The organism is Rhodopseudomonas rhenobacensis (genome assembly GCF_014203125.1).
GTDB lineage: Bacteria > Pseudomonadota > Alphaproteobacteria > Rhizobiales > Xanthobacteraceae > Rhodopseudomonas_A > Rhodopseudomonas_A rhenobacensis.
Genome location: NZ_JACHIH010000015.1, coordinates 96,217 through 113,215, shown reverse-complemented (window position 1 = coordinate 113,215; position 16,999 = coordinate 96,217). Strand labels below are relative to the sequence as shown.

Below are 16,999 nucleotides of genomic sequence, written 5' to 3'. Positions count from 1 at the left end.
CCGGGGGGGCCGGGCCCCCCGGCGGCGCTTCGCGCGGGGTTGGGGGGGCGGGGGCGCCCGTGTTCAGCCGCGACGCCCCCTCACCCGACGCGACAAACTTCGTTTGTCGCGCCACCCTCTCCCCGCAAGCGGGGAGAGGGAAGAGGTGTCGCATCGCTGCAAAAAGCCTGATCGTCATCGGTCGCCTTTCGGCCAGGCACTCAAGAGAACGAGATCCGCATCATGGCTGCTTCGCCCCACTGGCCGGCGTGCTGGACGGTGCCGGCGCGGGCCCGGTGCGGCCCTTCTGATCGCCGTCGCTCGAGGCCCCCTTGCCGCGTTCGCCGGGCGCGCCGCCCTTGCCTTGGCGTTTGCGCGGCGCCAGATCCGGCGTCAGCGTCTGATCATTGGCGCCGACGCTCACCTTGGCGCCGTCGGACAGATTGGCAAAGCCGGTGGTGACCACGCGATCGCCGGCCGCAAGGCCCGTGCCGATCACCGCCTCGGTTTCGTTCTGCTGCGTCACCGTGACCGGCCGGGCCGACACGATGTCGCCCTCGCCGATCACGTAGGAGAAGGTGCCGGCCGGGCCGCGCTGCACCGCCGAACTCGGGATCACCAATGCCTGCGGCAGCGTCTCGACCTTGAGCCGCACATTGACGAACTGCCCCGGCCACAGCTGGAAACGCGCGTTGGGGAATTCCGCCTTCAGCTTCACCGTGCCGGTGGTAGAATCGACCTGGTTGTCGATGCCGCGCAGCGTGCCGCTGTCGACCACGGTGACGCCGTCATTGCCGAACACGTCGACGCTGAGCGGCGCCTTGCCCTGCGCGGCGTTGACGCGGACGATTTGCTGCTGCGGCAGGCTGAACTGCACGGCGATCGGCTGCAATTGCGTGATCACCACGAGGCCGGTCGCATCCGAGGCACGGATGATGTTGCCCTGGTCGACCTGCCTGAGCCCGGCGCGGCCGGACAACGGCGCGATCACCTTGGTGTAGCTCAGCGTCGCCGCGGCGTTGTCGATCGCCGCCTGATCGGAGCGCACCAGCGCTTCCAGCTGCGCCACGGTGGCGCGCTGGGTGTCGGACTGCTGCTTGGAGCCGGCGTTGGAGGCGGCGAGCTGCTGATAGCGCGTCAGATCGATCCGCGCATTGGCGAGCTGGGCTTCGTCCTGCGCCTTCTTGGCGACCGCCTGATCGTATTGCGCCTGATAGATCGCCGGATCGATCTCGGCCAAAACGTCGCCTTGCTTGACGTCCTGGCCTTCCTTGAAGTTGATCGAGATCAGCTTGCCGTCGACCTGCGCCCGCACCGTGACGTTGTTGAGCGCGCGCACCGAACCGACGCCGTCGAGATACACCGGCACGTCCAGCACCCGCGGTGTCGCCGCCAGCACCGGCACCGCCAGATCCGGGCGCACCCGGTTGGCGGTCTGTTTCTGCTGGAACGAGCTCCAGGCGATATAGCCGAGCACGGCGAGGATCAGCGCAGTGATCAGCAGCGACGCCATGCGGCGACGCTTGCGCGGCGGCGGCGCCGCCGCAGCCACGCTGGGCGCGACTTCGGGGGCGTCCTTGGTTTCCGGCTTAAAGAGCATTGACCGGCCTCTCCATCCGCGGCTGCCATCCGCCGCCCAGCGCTTGATAAAGGCTGACGATCGCCAGCAGCCGCGCCAGTTGCGCCTGCGACAGCGCGTCTTCCGCCTGGAACAGCGTCAGCTGGGTGTTGAGCACGGTGACGATGTCGGCGGTGCCGGCGCGCAGCTGCTGTTCGGCGAGATTGAAGGCGCGGCGCGACGATTCCAACACCACGCGCTGCAGCCGCAGCCGCTCGGTGTTCTGCCGGATCGATTCCAGCGCGTTGTCGACGTCGGCGAAGGCCGACACAACAGTCTTGCGATAGGTCTGCAGCAGCTCGTCCTGCAGCGCCTGATTGAGTTCGAAATTGGCGAGAATCCGCCCGCCGTCGAAGATCGGCTGGGTCACGCCGGCGGCGACGTTGAAGAACGCCGCCTGCGGGGTGAACAGCGCCGCCAGCGCCGCGCTCTGATAGCCGCCCTGCCCGGTCAGCTGGATGCTGGGAAAGAACTGCGCCCGCGCGCTGCCGACATTGGCGGTGGCGGAGGCGAGCTGCGCCTCCTGGCGGCGGATGTCGGGGCGCTGCGTCAGCAATTCCGACGGCAGCCCCGGCGTCACCCGCGGCGCCGCGACACGGTCGAGCGAGCCGCCGCTGACCTTCACCGCTTCCGGCGGCCGCGCCACCAGCGTCGCCAGCGCGTTGATGTTCTGCGCCAGCGTCAGCCGCAGCGGCGGCACCGCGGCGCGCTGATTGGCGAGCACGCTCTCCTGCTGGGCGACGTCGAGGTCGCTGCCGGTGCCGACGCTGAGCCGCAGCTTGATGGCGTCGAGAATGCGCTGCGCCGAGGCGATGTTGCGATTGGCGGTGCGGATGCGGTCCTGCGACGCCAGAACCTGGAAATACGCATTGGCGACGCCGGCATAGGTGGTCAGCGCGACGACGTCGCGGTCGAAGCGGCTGGCGTTGGCGGTTTCCTCGGCGGCCAGCGTGGCGTCGCGGTTCTTGCTCCAGAAGTCGATCTCGTAGGAAGCGCTGAGCGACGACGAATAGGTGCTGATCTCGCGGCCGCCGAGACCGGAGCCGGTGCCGCTGCTGCTCGCGCTCGAACTCTTCGAGCGGGTGGCGCTGCCGTCGGCGGTGAGGCTGGGCAGCAGCGCCGCGCCGGTGATCCTTGCCTGCGCGTCAGCCTGAACGATCCGCGCGGTGGCCGCGGCGATGTCGAGGTTGACGGTCTGCGCCTCCTCCATCAGTTGGGTCAGCTCGGTGGAGCGGAAGCCGCGCCACCAGTCGAGCGCGGGCGTCGCCTCCACCGAGGTGGCGCGCGCGGCCTTATAGCCGGCCGGAATGTCCAGAGCGGGATCAGGCAGATCCTGGGTCAGGATGCAGCCGCCGGCGGTTGCAGCCAACGCAAGCGCGGCCGCCGTCCCTGCCAGCCGTCGAATCAAGGGTGCAGCCATGGTCATGCGTGGCGCGACCTCACACCGCACGCAAGCCCCGCCCGCGCGGTCGCGACCGCCGGACGCCAACATGTCAATTCATTTCGATGTATAATTTTCGACACGTGACCCAGGACTGCCTGTTTTATTCTGACGCTATTGTAGCGGTCGGATGGCTGCGCGCACAGCGCTTGTTGCATAGCACGGCGCGCCGAACGACCGCACGGACATCCCGAGACGGGCGCAAAACCCGCGTATTTGCTGGGGTTATTACTCCTTGACGCGATCGGTGGTTGTGGCAAATCTTACCAAGATTTCATCTGTCCGTCGTCGCTGGAGGATTCTCAAGCGCCCCGCCCGCACACTTGGCGACGCAAATTGTTGAAACTCAGGCGACGATGCGCCGTATTTGGCGCATTACCGGGGGACAGGGGCTAGGAATGCGTGTCGCTATCGTTGGAACGGGAATCGCCGGCAATGCCGCCGCTTGGGCTTTGTCGCAGCGTTATCGCGTCACTGTGTATGATCGTGAAATCCGCACCGGCGGCCACAGCCACACCATCAGCATCGACTATGACGGCACGCCGATCGCGGTCGACATCGGTTTCATCGTCTACAACGAGCTGAATTATCCGGATCTCACGGCGCTGTTCGCTCATCTCGGCGTCGAGACCGTGGCCAGCGACATGAGCTTTGCGGTCTCCGCGGAGTCCGGTCGCTTCGAATGGATGGGCGGCGGCACCAACTGGCGGGAAACCGCCCGCGGCCTGTTCGCCCAACCGTCGAACCTGATGTCGCCATCCTATCTGCGGATGCTGCGCGACATCCTCAGCTTCAACGAGCGCAGCGTTGCCGACCTCAAGGCCGGCGCGCTCAACGGGCTGACGCTGGCCGAGTATTTCGCGCTTCGCAAATTCGCGCCGCGGCTGTTGACCGATTACCTCGCGCCGATGGGGGCTGCGATCTGGTCGGCGCCGGCTTCGCAGATCATGGCGTTTCCGGCCGAGAACTTCGTGACGTTCTTCAGCGAGCACCGGCTGTTGCAATACGACCGTCCGGTGTGGCGCTCGGTCAAGGGCGGCAGCCGCAGCTATGTCGACAAGCTCACCGCGTCGTTCAAGGATCAGATCCGGCTCGGCTGCGCGGTGACCTCGGTGGAGCGCACGCCGCAGGGCGTGATCGTCGGCGACAGCCACGGCGGTTTTGACACTTACGACCACGTGGTGATCGCCGCGCACAGCGACCAGGCGCTGGCGATGCTCTCCGACCCCAGCGACGACGAGCGCGACATCTTGGGCGCGATCGGCTATTCCGACAACGTCATCTACCTGCACCGCGATCCGCGGCTGATGCCGAAGCGCAGGCACGCCTGGGCGGCGTGGAACGTGCTGCGCTGGCCGCGCCAGACCGAGTGCGTCAACGACATCTCGGTGACCTATTGGATGAACCGGCTGCAGCCGATTCCCGGCGACAATCCGCTGTTCGTCAGCCTCAATCCGCCGTTCGCGCCCGACCCGGCGCTGACCTTCGGACGCTACGTCTGCGAACATCCGCACTACAATGCCGCCGCGTTCGCCGCGCAGAAACGGCTCGGCGAGATCCAGGGCCAGCGCCACACCTGGTTCTGCGGCGCCTGGACCGGCTACGGTTTTCACGAAGACGGCTTGCGCTCCGGGCTTGCGATAGCAAAATCCTTGGGCGCGACGGTGCCGTGGCACAAGCCGCCGCCGGAATTGGCCGAGGCCGCGGAATAGCCATGCCGAACGCCGCTCACAACGCCGCCGAACCGCCCGCCGCGCTGTATTTCGGCGAGGTGATGCATGCCCGGATCAAGCCGGTGGCGCATCGCTTCACTTACCAGGTCATGAGCCTGCTGATCGACCTCGACCGGCTCGACGACGCGGACCGCCTCTCCCCGCTGTTCGGCGTCAACCGCCGGGCGCTGTACAGCTTCCATGAGTGCGACCACGGCCCGCGCGACGGCTCGCCGCTGCGCAACTACGCGCAGCGCTGCGCCGACGCTCACGGTATTGACCTCGGCGGCGGCCGGGTGCTGTTGCTGTGCTATCCGCGATTGTTCGGCTACACCTTCAATCCGCTGTCGGCGTATTTCTGCTATCGCGCCGACGGCGCATTGGCGCTGATCATCTACGAGGTCCGCAACACCTTCGGCGACATCCACGCCTATGTGCTGCCGGTCAAACCGGAGCAGGTCAGCGCCGCCGGCATCCGGCAGGAGCAGGACAAGCTGTTCTACGTCTCGCCGTTCATCGAGATGGCGATGCGCTATCATTTCCGCATCGCGCCGCCCAGCGAGCGGGTCAAACTGCGGATCCTGGAAACCGACGCCGAAGGCGCGGTGCTGGCCGCGACCTTCAACGGCCGCCGCGCGCCGCTCTCGAGCCGCAGCCTGCTGCGGGCGTTTGTCGGGCTGCCGGCGATGACCTGGAAGATTTTCGGCGCGATCCATTGGGAGGCGCTGCGGCTGTGGATCAAAGGTGCGCGATTGGTGCCGCGGCCCGTCACCGAACCGTGAGACCCGGCTTGGCGTCCGCGACCCAATGATTATACTCCCAACAGTCAGCCCGACCGGACGGAATTCCGGACAATGGGAAGTGCTCTGGTCCTGATGAAGATCGATACCGAGGTTATTCGATCGCGCGATGCCGAAATCGGACGCGGAGTTGCAATCGACGGAACTGCAATGCCTGAGTTGATCGTTCTCACCCCGGACAACGTCGATCACCAGCTCTCTGATCTGCCCCGCATGGTTCGACTGGCCTTCGGCTTCGGCGCCAAGCTGCGCCGCGGCACGCTCGACGTCACCCTGCCCGACGGCCGCACCGTGCGGCTCGGCGGCGCGGAACCAGGCCCCGCCGCGGCGATGACGCTGTACGGCTACGGCTTCGCCTCGCGCCTCCTCAACGGCGGCGACATCGGCATCGCCGAGGCCTATCTGCACCGCGAATGGGACACCCCGGACCTCACCCAGTTCCTGTATCTGTTCTGCGTCAACCACGAGTTGATCCAGGCGATGCTCGGCGACAATCCGCTGATGCGGTTCGTGCAGGGGGTGCGGCACTGGTTCAACCGCAACACCAGGCGGCAGGCACGGCGCAACATCTACGCGCATTACGACATCGGCAACGCGTTCTATTCGGCCTGGCTCGATCCCAGCATGACCTATTCGTCGGCGCTGTATGAAGAGCACACCACCGACCTCACCGCAGCCCAGCACAACAAATATCGCAGGCTCGCCGAAGCCATCGATCTGCGGCCCGGGCACAAGGTGCTGGAGATCGGCTGCGGCTGGGGCGGCTTTGCCGAATACGCGGCGAAACATTTCGACGTCGAGGTGGTGGGACTCACCATCAGCCGCGAGCAGCGCGATTTCGCAACGCAACGGATCAAGGACGCCGGGCTCGCCGACCGAGTCGAAATCCGGCTGCAGGATTATCGCGACGAGCGCGGCCTGTACGACCGCATCGCCTCGATCGAGATGATCGAGGCGGTCGGCGAGGAATTCTGGCCGAAATATTTCTCGCAATTGCGCGACCGGCTGCTGCCGGGCGGGCTGGTCGGCATCCAGGCCATCACCATCCAGGACAAGTTCTTCCAAGCCTATCGACGCGAGGTCGATTTCATCCAGCGCTACGTGTTTCCCGGCGGCATGCTGCCCTCGCCTCAGGTGCTGAAAGCGCTCGGCGAGAAGTTCGGCGTTCCTGTCATCCGCGAGCGTATTTTCGGGCAAGATTATGCCAAGACGCTCGCGATCTGGAGAGATAATTTCCGCGCCGCCTGGCCGCATCTGACGCCGCTCGGTTTCGACGAGCGCTTCCGCAGGCTGTGGGAGTATTATCTGGCGTATTGCGAAGCCGGATTCCTGTCCGGCAATATCGATGTCCGGCAGGTGGTGTTCGCCAAGGCGGAGTAGCGGCGCCTTGTATGACCCTGCCCGGTCCACTAACTTGGGTGTCACCCCAACCGGCAAGAATCCCATGAGCATTGATAATTCCGTCGTCGACACGATCGGCCGCACGCCGCTGATCAAGCTGCAGCGCGCTTCCGAACAGACCGGCTGCACGATCCTCGGCAAGGCCGAATTCATGAACCCCGGCCAGTCGGTCAAGGACCGCGCCGCGCTGTTCATCATCCGCGACGCCATCGCGCGCGGCGCGCTCAGGCCCGGCGGCGTGGTGGTCGAAGGCACCGCCGGCAACACCGGCATTGGGCTGGCGCTGGTCGCCAACGCGCTCGGCTTCCGCACCGTGATCGTGATCCCGCAGACCCAGAGCCAGGAAAAGAAGGACATGCTGCGGCTGAACGGCGCCGAGCTGATCGAAGTCCCCGCGGTGCCCTATTCGAATCCCAACAACTACGTGAAGATCTCCGGCCGGCTCGCTGCGCAACTCGCCGCGAGCGAGCCGAACGGCGCGATCTGGGCCAACCAGTTCGACAACATCGCCAACCGCCAGGCCCATATCGAGACCACCGCGCCGGAAATCTGGCAGCAGACCGAGGGCAAAGTCGACGGCTTCGTCTGCGCGATCGGCACCGGCGGCACGCTGGCCGGGGTCTCGCTCGGGCTGAAGGCCAAGACCCCCCATATCCGCATCGCGCTGGCCGATCCGCTGGGATCCGCGATGTACAGCTACTACACCACCGGGGTGCTGAAGTCCGAGGGCTCCTCGATCACCGAGGGCATCGGCCAGGGCCGCGTCACCGCCAATCTGCAAGGCGCGGTGGTCGACACCGCCTACCAGATCGCCGACGACGAGGCGGTGCCGGTCATCTTCGATCTGTTGCAGCACGAAGGCCTGTGCCTCGGCGGCTCCAGCGGCATCAACGTCGCCGGCGCGATCCGGCTGGCGAAAGACCTCGGCCCCGGCCACACCATCGTGACCATCCTGTGCGACCACGGCGGACGCTATCAGTCCAAGCTGTTCAACCCGGAGTTCATGCGTAGCAAAAACCTGCCGGTGCCGGATTGGCTGGAGCAGCGCAACGCCTTGAGCGTGCCGTTCGAGAAGGTGTGAGCGGGCGCAGAACGATCGAGTCTAATAGCCTAAGCGTTTCAAATGCTGGATACGGTGAGGCAGCATGGCAAACCGAATGATCATTGGCGGACCGCGCCAAGTAGACGAAGCGTCACCCACTACTCTCCGGTTTGAAAATTCCGACATCGCATTCAAGCTGGTTGCCACATATTTGACGGCACTTCATAGCTTCGCGACCACAACTGAAGTATACAACAATGGAAGAAAAGGTGCTCTTCCCTGGGCCATCGATGACGTAGCGCTATTCGATGGCGCGGCGTGCGACATCCGGTTGAAATGGTCACCTCGTGAAACAGTGGCGCCAATGATGCGTAACGTTTGGCCGTCCAAAATCGACTTTACCTCGTATCCTGCAGTTCGCATTCCCCAAAATACCCCGTTAGATTTGGGCGTTTTGGAACATTTCATCTTCAGCCTGGGTCAATCAATTTTGACCACCTTCGTTGAAAACCAAAAGCCGTTCTTGACGGCAACCTACGGCAAGGTTGCGAACTGGCCATCAGTATGGAATTTTGCCCGCGTCGTCCGAAATGCCATGGCTCACGGCGGCAAGATCCGAATAGATGACAAGGCGCAGGTCCAGTGGCAGAGACTTTCTTACTCAGAAGCTGATAACGGTAAGCCGATTATCAATATCGACCTCTGGCCTGCCGATCTCTTTATCCTGATCAAGGAAATGGAGAAGGCGATTCCGTAGCGAAGAGGATCACGCACTGCGGCCCAACGCGTCATGGCCGGGCTTCGTCCCGGCCATCCACGCCCGCAAGCAATCTTCAGATTTCGCTCGTGGATGGCCGCGACAAGCGCGGCCATGACGCGGAGAGGTCAGCGCTTTTCGAGACGCCCCTGACGCAGCGAGTCTGATTGAATTTTCCACAGTTCGTCAGATGCCGCCTCACCGCAGGATCTGCCCCAGGAACAGCTTGGTGCGGGCGTGCTGCGGATTGGCGAAGAATTCCGCCGGGGTGTTGGCCTCGATGATCTGGCCCGCGTCCATGAACACCACGCGGTCGGCGACCTGCTTGGCGAAGCCCATTTCGTGGGTCACCACCATCATGGTCATGCCCTCTTCGGCGAGGTCGACCATGGTGTCGAGCACCTCCTTGACCATTTCGGGATCGAGTGCGGAAGTCGGCTCGTCGAACAGCATCACCTTCGGGTTCATCGACAGCGCCCGCGCGATCGCCACGCGCTGCTGCTGACCGCCGGAAATCTGCCCGGGGAATTTGTGCGCCTTGTCGGGAATCCGAACCCGCTCGAGATATTTCATCGCGGTGGCCTCGGCGTCCTTCTTCGGGATGTTGCGCACCCAGATCGGGGCCAGCGTGCAGTTCTCCAGCACGGTGAGGTGCGGGAACAGGTTGAAGCTCTGGAACACCATGCCGACCTCGCGGCGGACTTCGTCGACGGTGCGCAGGCTCGGCCCGAGCTCGATGCCGTCGACGATGATGCTGCCTTCCTGGAACTCCTCCAGCGCGTTGATGCAGCGGATCAGCGTCGACTTGCCGGAGCCCGAGGGTCCGCAGATCACGATGCGCTCGCCGCGCGCGACGTCGAGCGAGATGTCGCGCAACACGTGGAAATCGCCGTACCACTTGTTGAGGGCCGCGACGGTGACGATCGGTTCTGCCATTGCAATCCTATCCGATGAGTTCAAGTGCGCCGGTGGGCGTTGAGGCGGTGTTCGACGAACAACGAATACCGCGACATCCCGAAGCAGAACACGAAATACACGATGCCGGTGAAGGCAAAGCCGGTGAACAAAGTGGTCGGCGTCGACCAGGTGGGGTCGGCGAACGACGCCCGCAAGCTGCCGAGCAAATCGAACAACGCCACGATCGACACCAGCGAGGTGTCCTTGAACAGCGCGATGAACGAGTTGACCAGGCCCGGGATGACGTGGCGCAGCGCCTGCGGCATCACCACGAGCCCGGTGATCTTCCAATACGACAGCCCGAGCGCGCTCGCGGCCTCGGCCTGGCCGCGCGGGATCGCCTGCAGGCCGCCGCGGATCACCTCGGCGTTGTAGGCGCCGGCGAACAGCGCGATGCCGATCAACACCCGCACCAGCCCGTCGACGGTGAAGTTGCCGGGCAGGAACAACGGCAGCATGTAGGTGGCGAAGAACAGCACGGTGATCAGCGGCACGCCGCGCCAGAACTCGATGAACAGCACCGAGAAAATCCGGATCAGCGGAATCGTCGAGCGTCGCCCCAGCGCCAGCGCGATGCCGACCGGCATCGAGGTGACGATGCCGGTGACCGAGACCACCAGCGTGACCAACAGGCCGCCCCACATCCGGCTGTCGACGATCGGCAACCCGCCGCGGTCGAGCCGCATCACGAAGATCACCACGGCGATGCCGGCGAAGATCGCCAGGCTGCGCACCAGCGCCCGCCAGCCGTTACGAAAGCCGCCGTTCAGCAGGAACAACAGGCCGGAGACCACGACCGCGGTGATGGCGAAATCGATCCACAGCGGCCGCGATGCGTTCTGGATCGCGTCGCGCAGCCAGCTCAGCGGCCAGATCAGAACCCACACCGCGCTGCCGAAGCCGTAGATCAGCGAGCCCAGCAGCGAGAAAACCCCGCCGCCGGCCGCGAGCTTGCTGCCGGCCTCGCTGATGCTGGCGGAGAACCCCGACAGCAGATCGGCGGTCCAGCTCAGCGCGAAGCCGTGCAGTCCGCCGCCGTGCAGCAGGAAAAACGCCACCACCGGAAAGGCGACGAAGAACAGCCCGGCGTTGAGGCTCTTGGCCGGCACCCGCGGGATCAGCAAGGGCAGCAGCAGCAGCGCCGCCAGCGCGAAGGTCAGATTGACCCGCCAGCGCTCGTCCTCGGGATAGAAGCCATAGACGAACTGCGCGAATTTCGCCTGCACGAACGGCCAGCAGGCGCCGACCTCGTGCCCGGCCGCCGCGGCGAGACAGTCGGTGCGGCTGGTGCCCTGCCAGACCGCGTCGATCAGCAGGAATTTCACCGTCGGCACCACCGTCAGCCACAGCAGCAAGGCGCCGACGATGGTGAGGATGGCGTTGGTCGGCGTATTGAACAGCCGGGTGCGGACGAAGCCGGTGAAGCCGGTGGTCTTCACCGGCGCCGGACGGCTGTCGACCAGATCCTGGCGAACGAACGAGGCAGGAAGGCCGGTCATGAGCCGAGACTCCGTCCGAGCCGCCAGCCGTAGAAGCTCATCAATGCGCTGGTGACGATCGAGATCAACAAATACACGCTCATGGTGATGGCGATGATTTCAATGGCCTGCCCGGTCTGGCTCAGCGTGGTGCCGGCGAACACCGAAAACAGATCCGGATAGCCGATCGCCACCGCCAGCGACGAGTTCTTTGTCAGGTTGAGATACTGGTTGGTCAGCGGCGGCAGGATCACCCGCAGCGCCTGTGGTACCACCACGAGGCGCAAGGTGGAGCCGCGCGACAGCCCGAGCGAGGCGCCCGCCTCCATCTGTCCCTTGTGCACCGACTGAATGCCGGCGCGGACGATTTCGGCGATGAACGCCGCCGTATAGGTCGCCAGCGCCAGCGTCAGCGCGACGAATTCCGGCGCCACGCGGGCGCCGCCGGCGAAGTTGAAGCCCTTCAGCGCCGGGATCTCGAAGCTGAACGGTTGGCCGAAGATCAGCGTCGCAATCAGCGGCAAACCGATCAGCAGGCTGAGCGCGAACGGCCACACCGTCATCGGCTTGCCGGTCTGGAACAGCCGGCGCCGGGCATAGGCCGGCAGCGCCAAGGCAATCGCCACCGCGACCACGAACGCGATCAGGAAGGCGTCGAGCCCCGCCTCACCGACCGGCCGCGGCACCACGATGCCGCGATTGCTGAGGAAAAACGCATCGAACACCGACACGCTCTGCCGCGGATTCGGCAAGGTGCCGAGCACCGCGAGGTACCAGAACAGGATCTGGAACAACAGCGGCAGGTTACGAATCAGTTCGACATAGCCGCCGGAGATCTTCGACAACAGCCAGTTCGGCGACAGCCGGCCCAGCGCCACCATGAAGCCGATGATGGTGGCGAAGATGATGCCGATGAACGACACCACCAGCGTGTTGACCAGGCCGACCAGAAACACCCGGGTGTAGCTGTCGGCCTCGGAATACGGAATCAGCGCCTGGCTGACGCCGAATCCGGCGGTCTGCGACATGAAGCCGAAGCCCGAGGCAATCCGCTGGTTGGCGAGGTTGCCGCGGGCGTTGTCGACGATTTCGTAGGCCACCCAGATGAGGGCGGCGACGAACAGAACCTGGAGCAGCAAGCCGCCCCAACCGGCGCGTCCGCCCAGCAGCCGGCGCAGTTTTGCAACAAACTGCGGCGGCGGGGAGCGGGCCTCGATGGCCATCGCGAGATCGTTTCGTTGCGCTTAGCGGATCGGCGGCGCGTATTGGATGCCGCCCTTGTTCCACAGCTGGTTGAGGCCGCGGGCGATGCCGAGCTTGGAGCCGGCGCCGACGTTGCGATCGAACACTTCGCCGTAGTTGCCGGTCGCCTTGACGATGCGGATCACCCAGTCCTTGGTCAGGCCGAGCTGTTCGCCGAGGTTGCCGTCGGTGCCGAACACCCGCTTCAGCTCCGGCTTGTCGAGCTTGGCCTGCTCGTCGACGTTCTTCTGGTTGACGCCGAGCTCTTCGGCATTGAGCAGCGCGAACAGCGTCCACTTCACGATGTCGAACCACTGGTCGTCGCCGTGGCGCACCAACGGGCCGAGCGGCTCCTTGGAGATCACTTCCGGCAGCACCGCGTGATCGGCCGGGGTGGCGAGCTTCAGCCGCAGCGCATAAAGCTGCGAGACGTCGGAAGTGAACACGTCGCAACGCCCGGATTCATAGGCCTTGATGGCTTCGTCCGCGGTGCCGAAGGCGATCACCTCGTACTTCATGTTGTTGCCCTTGAAATAGTCGGCAACGTTCTGCTCGTTGGTGGTGCCGGTCTGCACGCAGATCGACGCCGAGTTGAGCTCGAGCGCGGAATTGACCTTGAGCGCCTTGCGGACCAGGAAGCCCTGGCCGTCATAATAGGTCACGCCGGTGAAGTTGACGCCGAGCGAGGTGTCGCGCGACACCGTCCACGTGGTGTTGCGGGACAGCACGTCGATTTCGCCGGACTGCAGCGCGGTGAAGCGGTCCTTGGCCGACAGCGGCACGAACTTGACCTTGGTCGGATCGTTGAACACCGCCGCGGCGACGGCGCGGCACATGTCGACGTCGATGCCGGTCCAGTTGCCCTTGTCGTCGGGGGCGGAGAACCCCGGCAGGCCCTGGCTGACGCCGCAGGACAGAACGCCCCGGTCCTGGACGGTCTTCAGGGTTTGCGCGCCGGCCGCCTGGGTCAGAAACCCGGCGGCGGCGGCAACAGTGAGAGCGAGAGATACGCGTTTCATAGCCAAGCCTTTCAAGGAACGTCGTCCTGGACGCAATTCTTCGGTATTCGTGGTCGTCATATCACCGCAGAGGAGAACGGCCGATCGAAGCCTTCGTCACCCGGGCAGGCAAAGCGATACCAGCTTCCGATGCCAGATGGGATAGACGTTGGTCGATTTTCGCAGCGTGCCCCTCAACCGCGCGGCAACCAGACAGGTGCGGATGCATCACAGAACGAGTTGAAGTCCGGGTCAAGGGGTTGACGGCCGTCTTCTGTGTCCTGCTAGTAAGAAGTCCAGCCCGCCGCAGCCGCGTTGCACCCGGAAGGGGCAAACTGCTGCATCAGCAGATGCTTTTTTGGTCATATCACATGAATTTCTCCGACGACGACGACCTGCCGCTTCGCACCGACACCCAACTCGTCACCGCCGGCCGCGACACCGCGGCGCAAAAAGGATTCGTCAATCCGCCGGTGGTGCGCGGCTCCACGGTGCTGTATCCGACCGCGGCCGATCTGCACGCCCATCGCGGCGAGTTCTCTTATGGCCGGCATGGCACGCCGACCACCCGTGCCCTGCAACAGGCCTTGCGGGCGCTGGAAGGCGACGCCTGCGCCGGGGTGGCGCTGGCGCCCTCCGGGGTCGCGGCGATTTCCACCGCCCTGCTCGCGGTGCTGAAAAGCGGCGACCATCTGCTGGTGTGCGACAACGCCTACCGCCCGACCCGGCTGTTCTGCGACGGCCTGTTGAAGCGCTACGGCGTCACCACCAGCTATTTCGATCCCTTGATCGGCGCCGGCATCGAGGCGCTGTTCCAGCCCAACACCGCCGCGGTGGTGGTCGAAGCCCCCGGCTCGCAATCCTTCGAGATGACCGACATCCCGGCGATCGCCGCGGTGGCGCACGCCCGCGGCGCGCTGGTCATCGACGACAACACCTGGGCGACACCGCTGTATCACCGCTCGCTCGACCAGGGCGTCGACATCTCGATCCAGGCCGCCACCAAATATATCGGCGGCCATTCCGACATCATGTTCGGCACCATTTCGGCCAACGCCCGCGCCTGGCCGCAGGTCGAGGACGCGGTCCGCGCGCTCGGCGTCTGCGCCGGTCCGGACGACGTGTTCCTGGCGCTGCGCGGGCTGCGCACGCTGGCGGTGCGGCTGAAGCATCATCAGGAGGCCGGGCTGGAGATGGCGCGCTGGCTTTCGCAGCGGCCGGAAGTCGCCCGGGTGCTGCACCCGGCGCTGGAAACCGATCCCGGCCACGCGATCTGGAAGCGCGACTTCACCGGCGCTTCCGGGCTGTTCAGCATCGTGCTGAAGCCTGCGCCGCAAAAAGCGGTCGACGCCCTGCTCGACACCGTCAAGCTGTTCGGGATGGGCTATTCCTGGGGCGGCTTCGAGAGCCTGGCGATCCCGTTCGATTGCACGAGCTATCGCAGCGCGACCAAGTGGAATCCCGGCGGGCCGGCGTTGCGGCTGCATATCGGGCTGGAGAGCGTCGACGATCTCAAGGCCGATCTGGAGCGCGGCTTTTCGGCGTTCAACGCCGCGACAAGCTGACGGGGTCGCGCCTCAGCTATCCAGCGTCTTCGAGCCGCGGGCGTGGTTCTTGACGATCAGCATGATGTTGCGGACGTAGACGAAGGTCGCCGCGGCCTGGCCGATGATGATCACCGGCTCGCGCTTGACGATGCCGTAGACCAGCGTCATCAGCCCGCCGGCGATCGAGAAGAACCAGAACGACATCGGCACCACGCTCTGCTGCGCGCGCTCGCTGGAAATCCACTGCACCAGGAAGCGCGCGGTGAACAGCAGTTGCGCGACCAGGCCGAATGCCAGCCAGAAATCGAACTTGGCGACGAACACGTCGAACAGATAATCGCCGAGCACCTGGCCGTAATGAATGATCATGATGCGATCTCGGTTGCGACGGGCGTGGATTTCTTGCGGCGGATCAGCCACCAGACTCCGACCAGGTCCATGATCCCGATCCACAGCCGATCGAAGAAGCCGTAATTCGACACCCCCGACAGCCGCGGCCGGTCGGTGACGTCGACGAATGCGATGTCGAAGCCCTCGCGGCGCACCAGCGCCGGCATGAAACGATGCAGACCGTCGAAATACGGCAGCGACAGATAGACCTCGCGGCGGAACGCCTTGAGGCCGCAGCCGGAGTCCCGGGTGCCGTCGCGCAGGATGGCGTCACGCACCTTGTTGGCGATCCGCGACTGGATCTTCTTGAAGCCGGTGTCCTTGCGGCCGAGCCGCTGGCCGGCGGCGAGCCCGACGCGGGCGCCGCCCTGCTCCAGCGCCGTGATCAGGTTGGGCAGGAACGCCGGATTGTTCTGGCCGTCGCCGTCGAGCGTGGCGACGATGCCGCCCTGCGCCGCGCGCACGCCGCTGCGCACCGCTGCGGATTGCCCGGAAGACGCCGCATGGCGGATCTGGCGAAGATTGGCGTTGCTCTGGCGCAGCGCGGCGATCCGCTGCGGCGTCGCATCGGTGGAGCCGTCGTCGACATAGATGATCTCGTAGGCCCAACGGCCGTCCAGCGCGGCGGCGATCTCGGCGATCAGCGGCGCGACATTGTCGGCCTCGTTACGCACCGGAACAACGATGGACACGGCAGGGGTGGTGCCGGAACTGGTCAAATGATCGCTCATGGTCGGATCGGCCCGCAGCCTTGGAACTCACCCCGGGGTGCGGTTCGCGGAAGCCCGCTTTTATGGGGCCAAGGCCTCGCGGGCAACCCTTTTGAGGTGGCCGAAAGATGGCCCCGGCAGCGCCGCGACGTGGCCGTCGCGCTCGATTGTAAAAGCCAGATGACGCGCGGCAAACCAGTAGCGCACCGCCATCGCGCCGATCACCCCGGTGAGCGCGCCGGCCACCACGTCGCTCGGGTGATGCGCCAGCAGCAGCAGCCGGCTGACCGCGATCGCCAGGGCATAGACGATCATGACGCCGCGCAGCTGCGGCCACAGCGCGGCGACCGCGAAGGCCAGCGCGAAGGCGGCGGTGGCGTGGCCCGACGGCAGGCTGGAATAGGCCTCGTTCCACGACCAATAGGAGAAGTTGAAGGCGTTGGCCTCGCCGCCGACGAACGGCCGGCCGCGGCCGATCGCGCCCTTCAAGACCTCGCCGGCTAGGACCGGCACCAGCACCGCGAAGAAAATGAACTGCACGCGGGTGCCGAAGGCCAGCAGCACGCCGCGCGACCAGCCGGCGAGCCGCGGCGTGATCAACAGCAGCGCCAACAGCGCCGCCGCCAGCGCCCACAGCAGATAGGTGGCCTTGCCGAAGTCGGTGACGATCTTCACCGGCCACAGCCAGGCGGTGCCGCGCGGCGGCATCCAGCCGATTTCGCGGGCGTCGAGCGCTACCATCAGCACCGCGATCGCCAGTGCGACCAGCGCGGTCAACAGCAGCGCGCGCCGCGCCCCGCTGCGGGCCGCCTCGGCGCGCCGCGAATGCGACGGATGGCGGACCAGCTGCAGCAACGATGCGCGCAGCAACAGCAGCACCCGGACGACATAGCTCGGCGGCGTGTCAGCCCGGTTCTGAATGGCCAT

At 65.4% G+C, this 16,999-nt stretch carries 15 protein-coding genes; 6 read left to right on the top strand and 9 right to left on the bottom strand.

Annotation, left to right across the window (positions count from 1 at the left end; all coding sequences use genetic code 11):
* Window positions 1-220: 220 nt before the first annotated feature.
* Entirely contained in the window at window positions 221-1,579 is a 1,359-nt protein-coding gene (locus HNR60_RS13335; protein WP_184258237.1) for an efflux RND transporter periplasmic adaptor subunit, read from the bottom strand.
* Complete coding sequence (locus HNR60_RS13330; protein ID WP_184258235.1) at window positions 1,569-3,023, bottom strand: efflux transporter outer membrane subunit; 1,455 nt, start codon at window positions 3,021-3,023, stop codon at window positions 1,569-1,571. The genes HNR60_RS13335 and HNR60_RS13330 overlap by 11 nt, the downstream gene beginning before the upstream one ends.
* A 413-nt stretch (window positions 3,024-3,436) precedes the next feature.
* On the opposite strand from HNR60_RS13330, the gene HNR60_RS13325 reads away from it, so the two are divergent.
* The 5 genes from HNR60_RS13325 (at window position 3,437) to HNR60_RS13305 (ending at window position 8,750) form a co-directional block, all read left to right on the top strand.
* Window positions 3,437-4,750 carry an NAD(P)/FAD-dependent oxidoreductase gene (locus tag HNR60_RS13325; protein ID WP_184258233.1) on the top strand — a complete coding sequence of 438 codons (1,314 nt, stop codon included), beginning with the start codon at window positions 3,437-3,439 and terminating at the stop codon, window positions 4,748-4,750.
* Window positions 4,751-4,752: 2 nt separating this feature from the next.
* Window positions 4,753-5,532 (top strand): DUF1365 domain-containing protein, encoded by a 780-nt coding sequence (locus HNR60_RS13320; RefSeq protein ID WP_184258231.1) that lies wholly within the window; start codon window positions 4,753-4,755, stop codon window positions 5,530-5,532.
* Between the two features lie 168 nt (window positions 5,533-5,700).
* Entirely contained in the window at window positions 5,701-6,930 is a 1,230-nt protein-coding gene (locus HNR60_RS13315; RefSeq protein ID WP_184258229.1) for an SAM-dependent methyltransferase, read from the top strand.
* A 64-nt stretch (window positions 6,931-6,994) separates the two neighbouring features.
* Window positions 6,995-8,032, top strand: coding sequence for a cysteine synthase A (locus tag HNR60_RS13310; RefSeq protein ID WP_184258227.1), 1,038 nt, complete (start codon window positions 6,995-6,997; stop codon window positions 8,030-8,032).
* Window positions 8,033-8,096: 64 nt separating this feature from the next.
* Entirely contained in the window at window positions 8,097-8,750 is a 654-nt protein-coding gene (locus HNR60_RS13305; RefSeq protein WP_184258226.1) for a hypothetical protein, read from the top strand.
* A 198-nt stretch (window positions 8,751-8,948) separates the two neighbouring features.
* Here HNR60_RS13305 and HNR60_RS13300 read toward each other — a convergent pair whose 3' ends face one another.
* Genes HNR60_RS13300 through HNR60_RS13285 form a run of 4 tightly spaced genes read right to left on the bottom strand, consistent with a single transcriptional unit; the run spans window position 8,949 to window position 13,446 of the window.
* Entirely contained in the window at window positions 8,949-9,686 is a 738-nt protein-coding gene (locus HNR60_RS13300) for an amino acid ABC transporter ATP-binding protein (RefSeq protein WP_184258224.1), read from the bottom strand.
* Between the two features lie 20 nt (window positions 9,687-9,706).
* Window positions 9,707-11,206 (bottom strand): amino acid ABC transporter permease, encoded by a 1,500-nt coding sequence (locus HNR60_RS13295; protein WP_184258222.1) that lies wholly within the window; start codon window positions 11,204-11,206, stop codon window positions 9,707-9,709.
* Window positions 11,203-12,408, bottom strand: coding sequence for an amino acid ABC transporter permease (locus HNR60_RS13290; RefSeq protein WP_184258220.1), 1,206 nt, complete (start codon window positions 12,406-12,408; stop codon window positions 11,203-11,205). Before HNR60_RS13290 ends, HNR60_RS13295 begins: the two co-directional genes overlap by 4 nt.
* A 21-nt stretch (window positions 12,409-12,429) precedes the next feature.
* Window positions 12,430-13,446 (bottom strand): amino acid ABC transporter substrate-binding protein, encoded by a 1,017-nt coding sequence (locus tag HNR60_RS13285; RefSeq protein WP_184258218.1) that lies wholly within the window; start codon window positions 13,444-13,446, stop codon window positions 12,430-12,432.
* Between the two features lie 350 nt (window positions 13,447-13,796).
* Between HNR60_RS13285 and metC the strand changes: the two genes are divergently transcribed.
* A complete protein-coding gene (gene metC / locus HNR60_RS13280) occupies window positions 13,797-14,990 on the top strand; it encodes a cystathionine beta-lyase (protein WP_184258250.1) in 1,194 nt (397 codons plus the stop codon).
* A 12-nt stretch (window positions 14,991-15,002) separates the two neighbouring features.
* Here metC and HNR60_RS13275 read toward each other — a convergent pair whose 3' ends face one another.
* From HNR60_RS13275 to HNR60_RS13265, 3 genes are read right to left on the bottom strand one after another with little or no spacing between them, the layout of a single operon-like run.
* On the bottom strand, window positions 15,003-15,341 hold the full coding sequence (locus tag HNR60_RS13275) for a lipid-A-disaccharide synthase N-terminal domain-containing protein (protein ID WP_184258216.1): 339 nt from the start codon (window positions 15,339-15,341) through the stop codon (window positions 15,003-15,005).
* Window positions 15,338-16,093 carry a glycosyltransferase family 2 protein gene (locus HNR60_RS13270; RefSeq protein WP_184258214.1) on the bottom strand — a complete coding sequence of 252 codons (756 nt, stop codon included), beginning with the start codon at window positions 16,091-16,093 and terminating at the stop codon, window positions 15,338-15,340. Before HNR60_RS13270 ends, HNR60_RS13275 begins: the two co-directional genes overlap by 4 nt.
* 60 nt (window positions 16,094-16,153) lie before the next feature.
* Entirely contained in the window at window positions 16,154-16,999 is an 846-nt protein-coding gene (locus HNR60_RS13265; RefSeq protein ID WP_184258212.1) for a phosphatase PAP2 family protein, read from the bottom strand.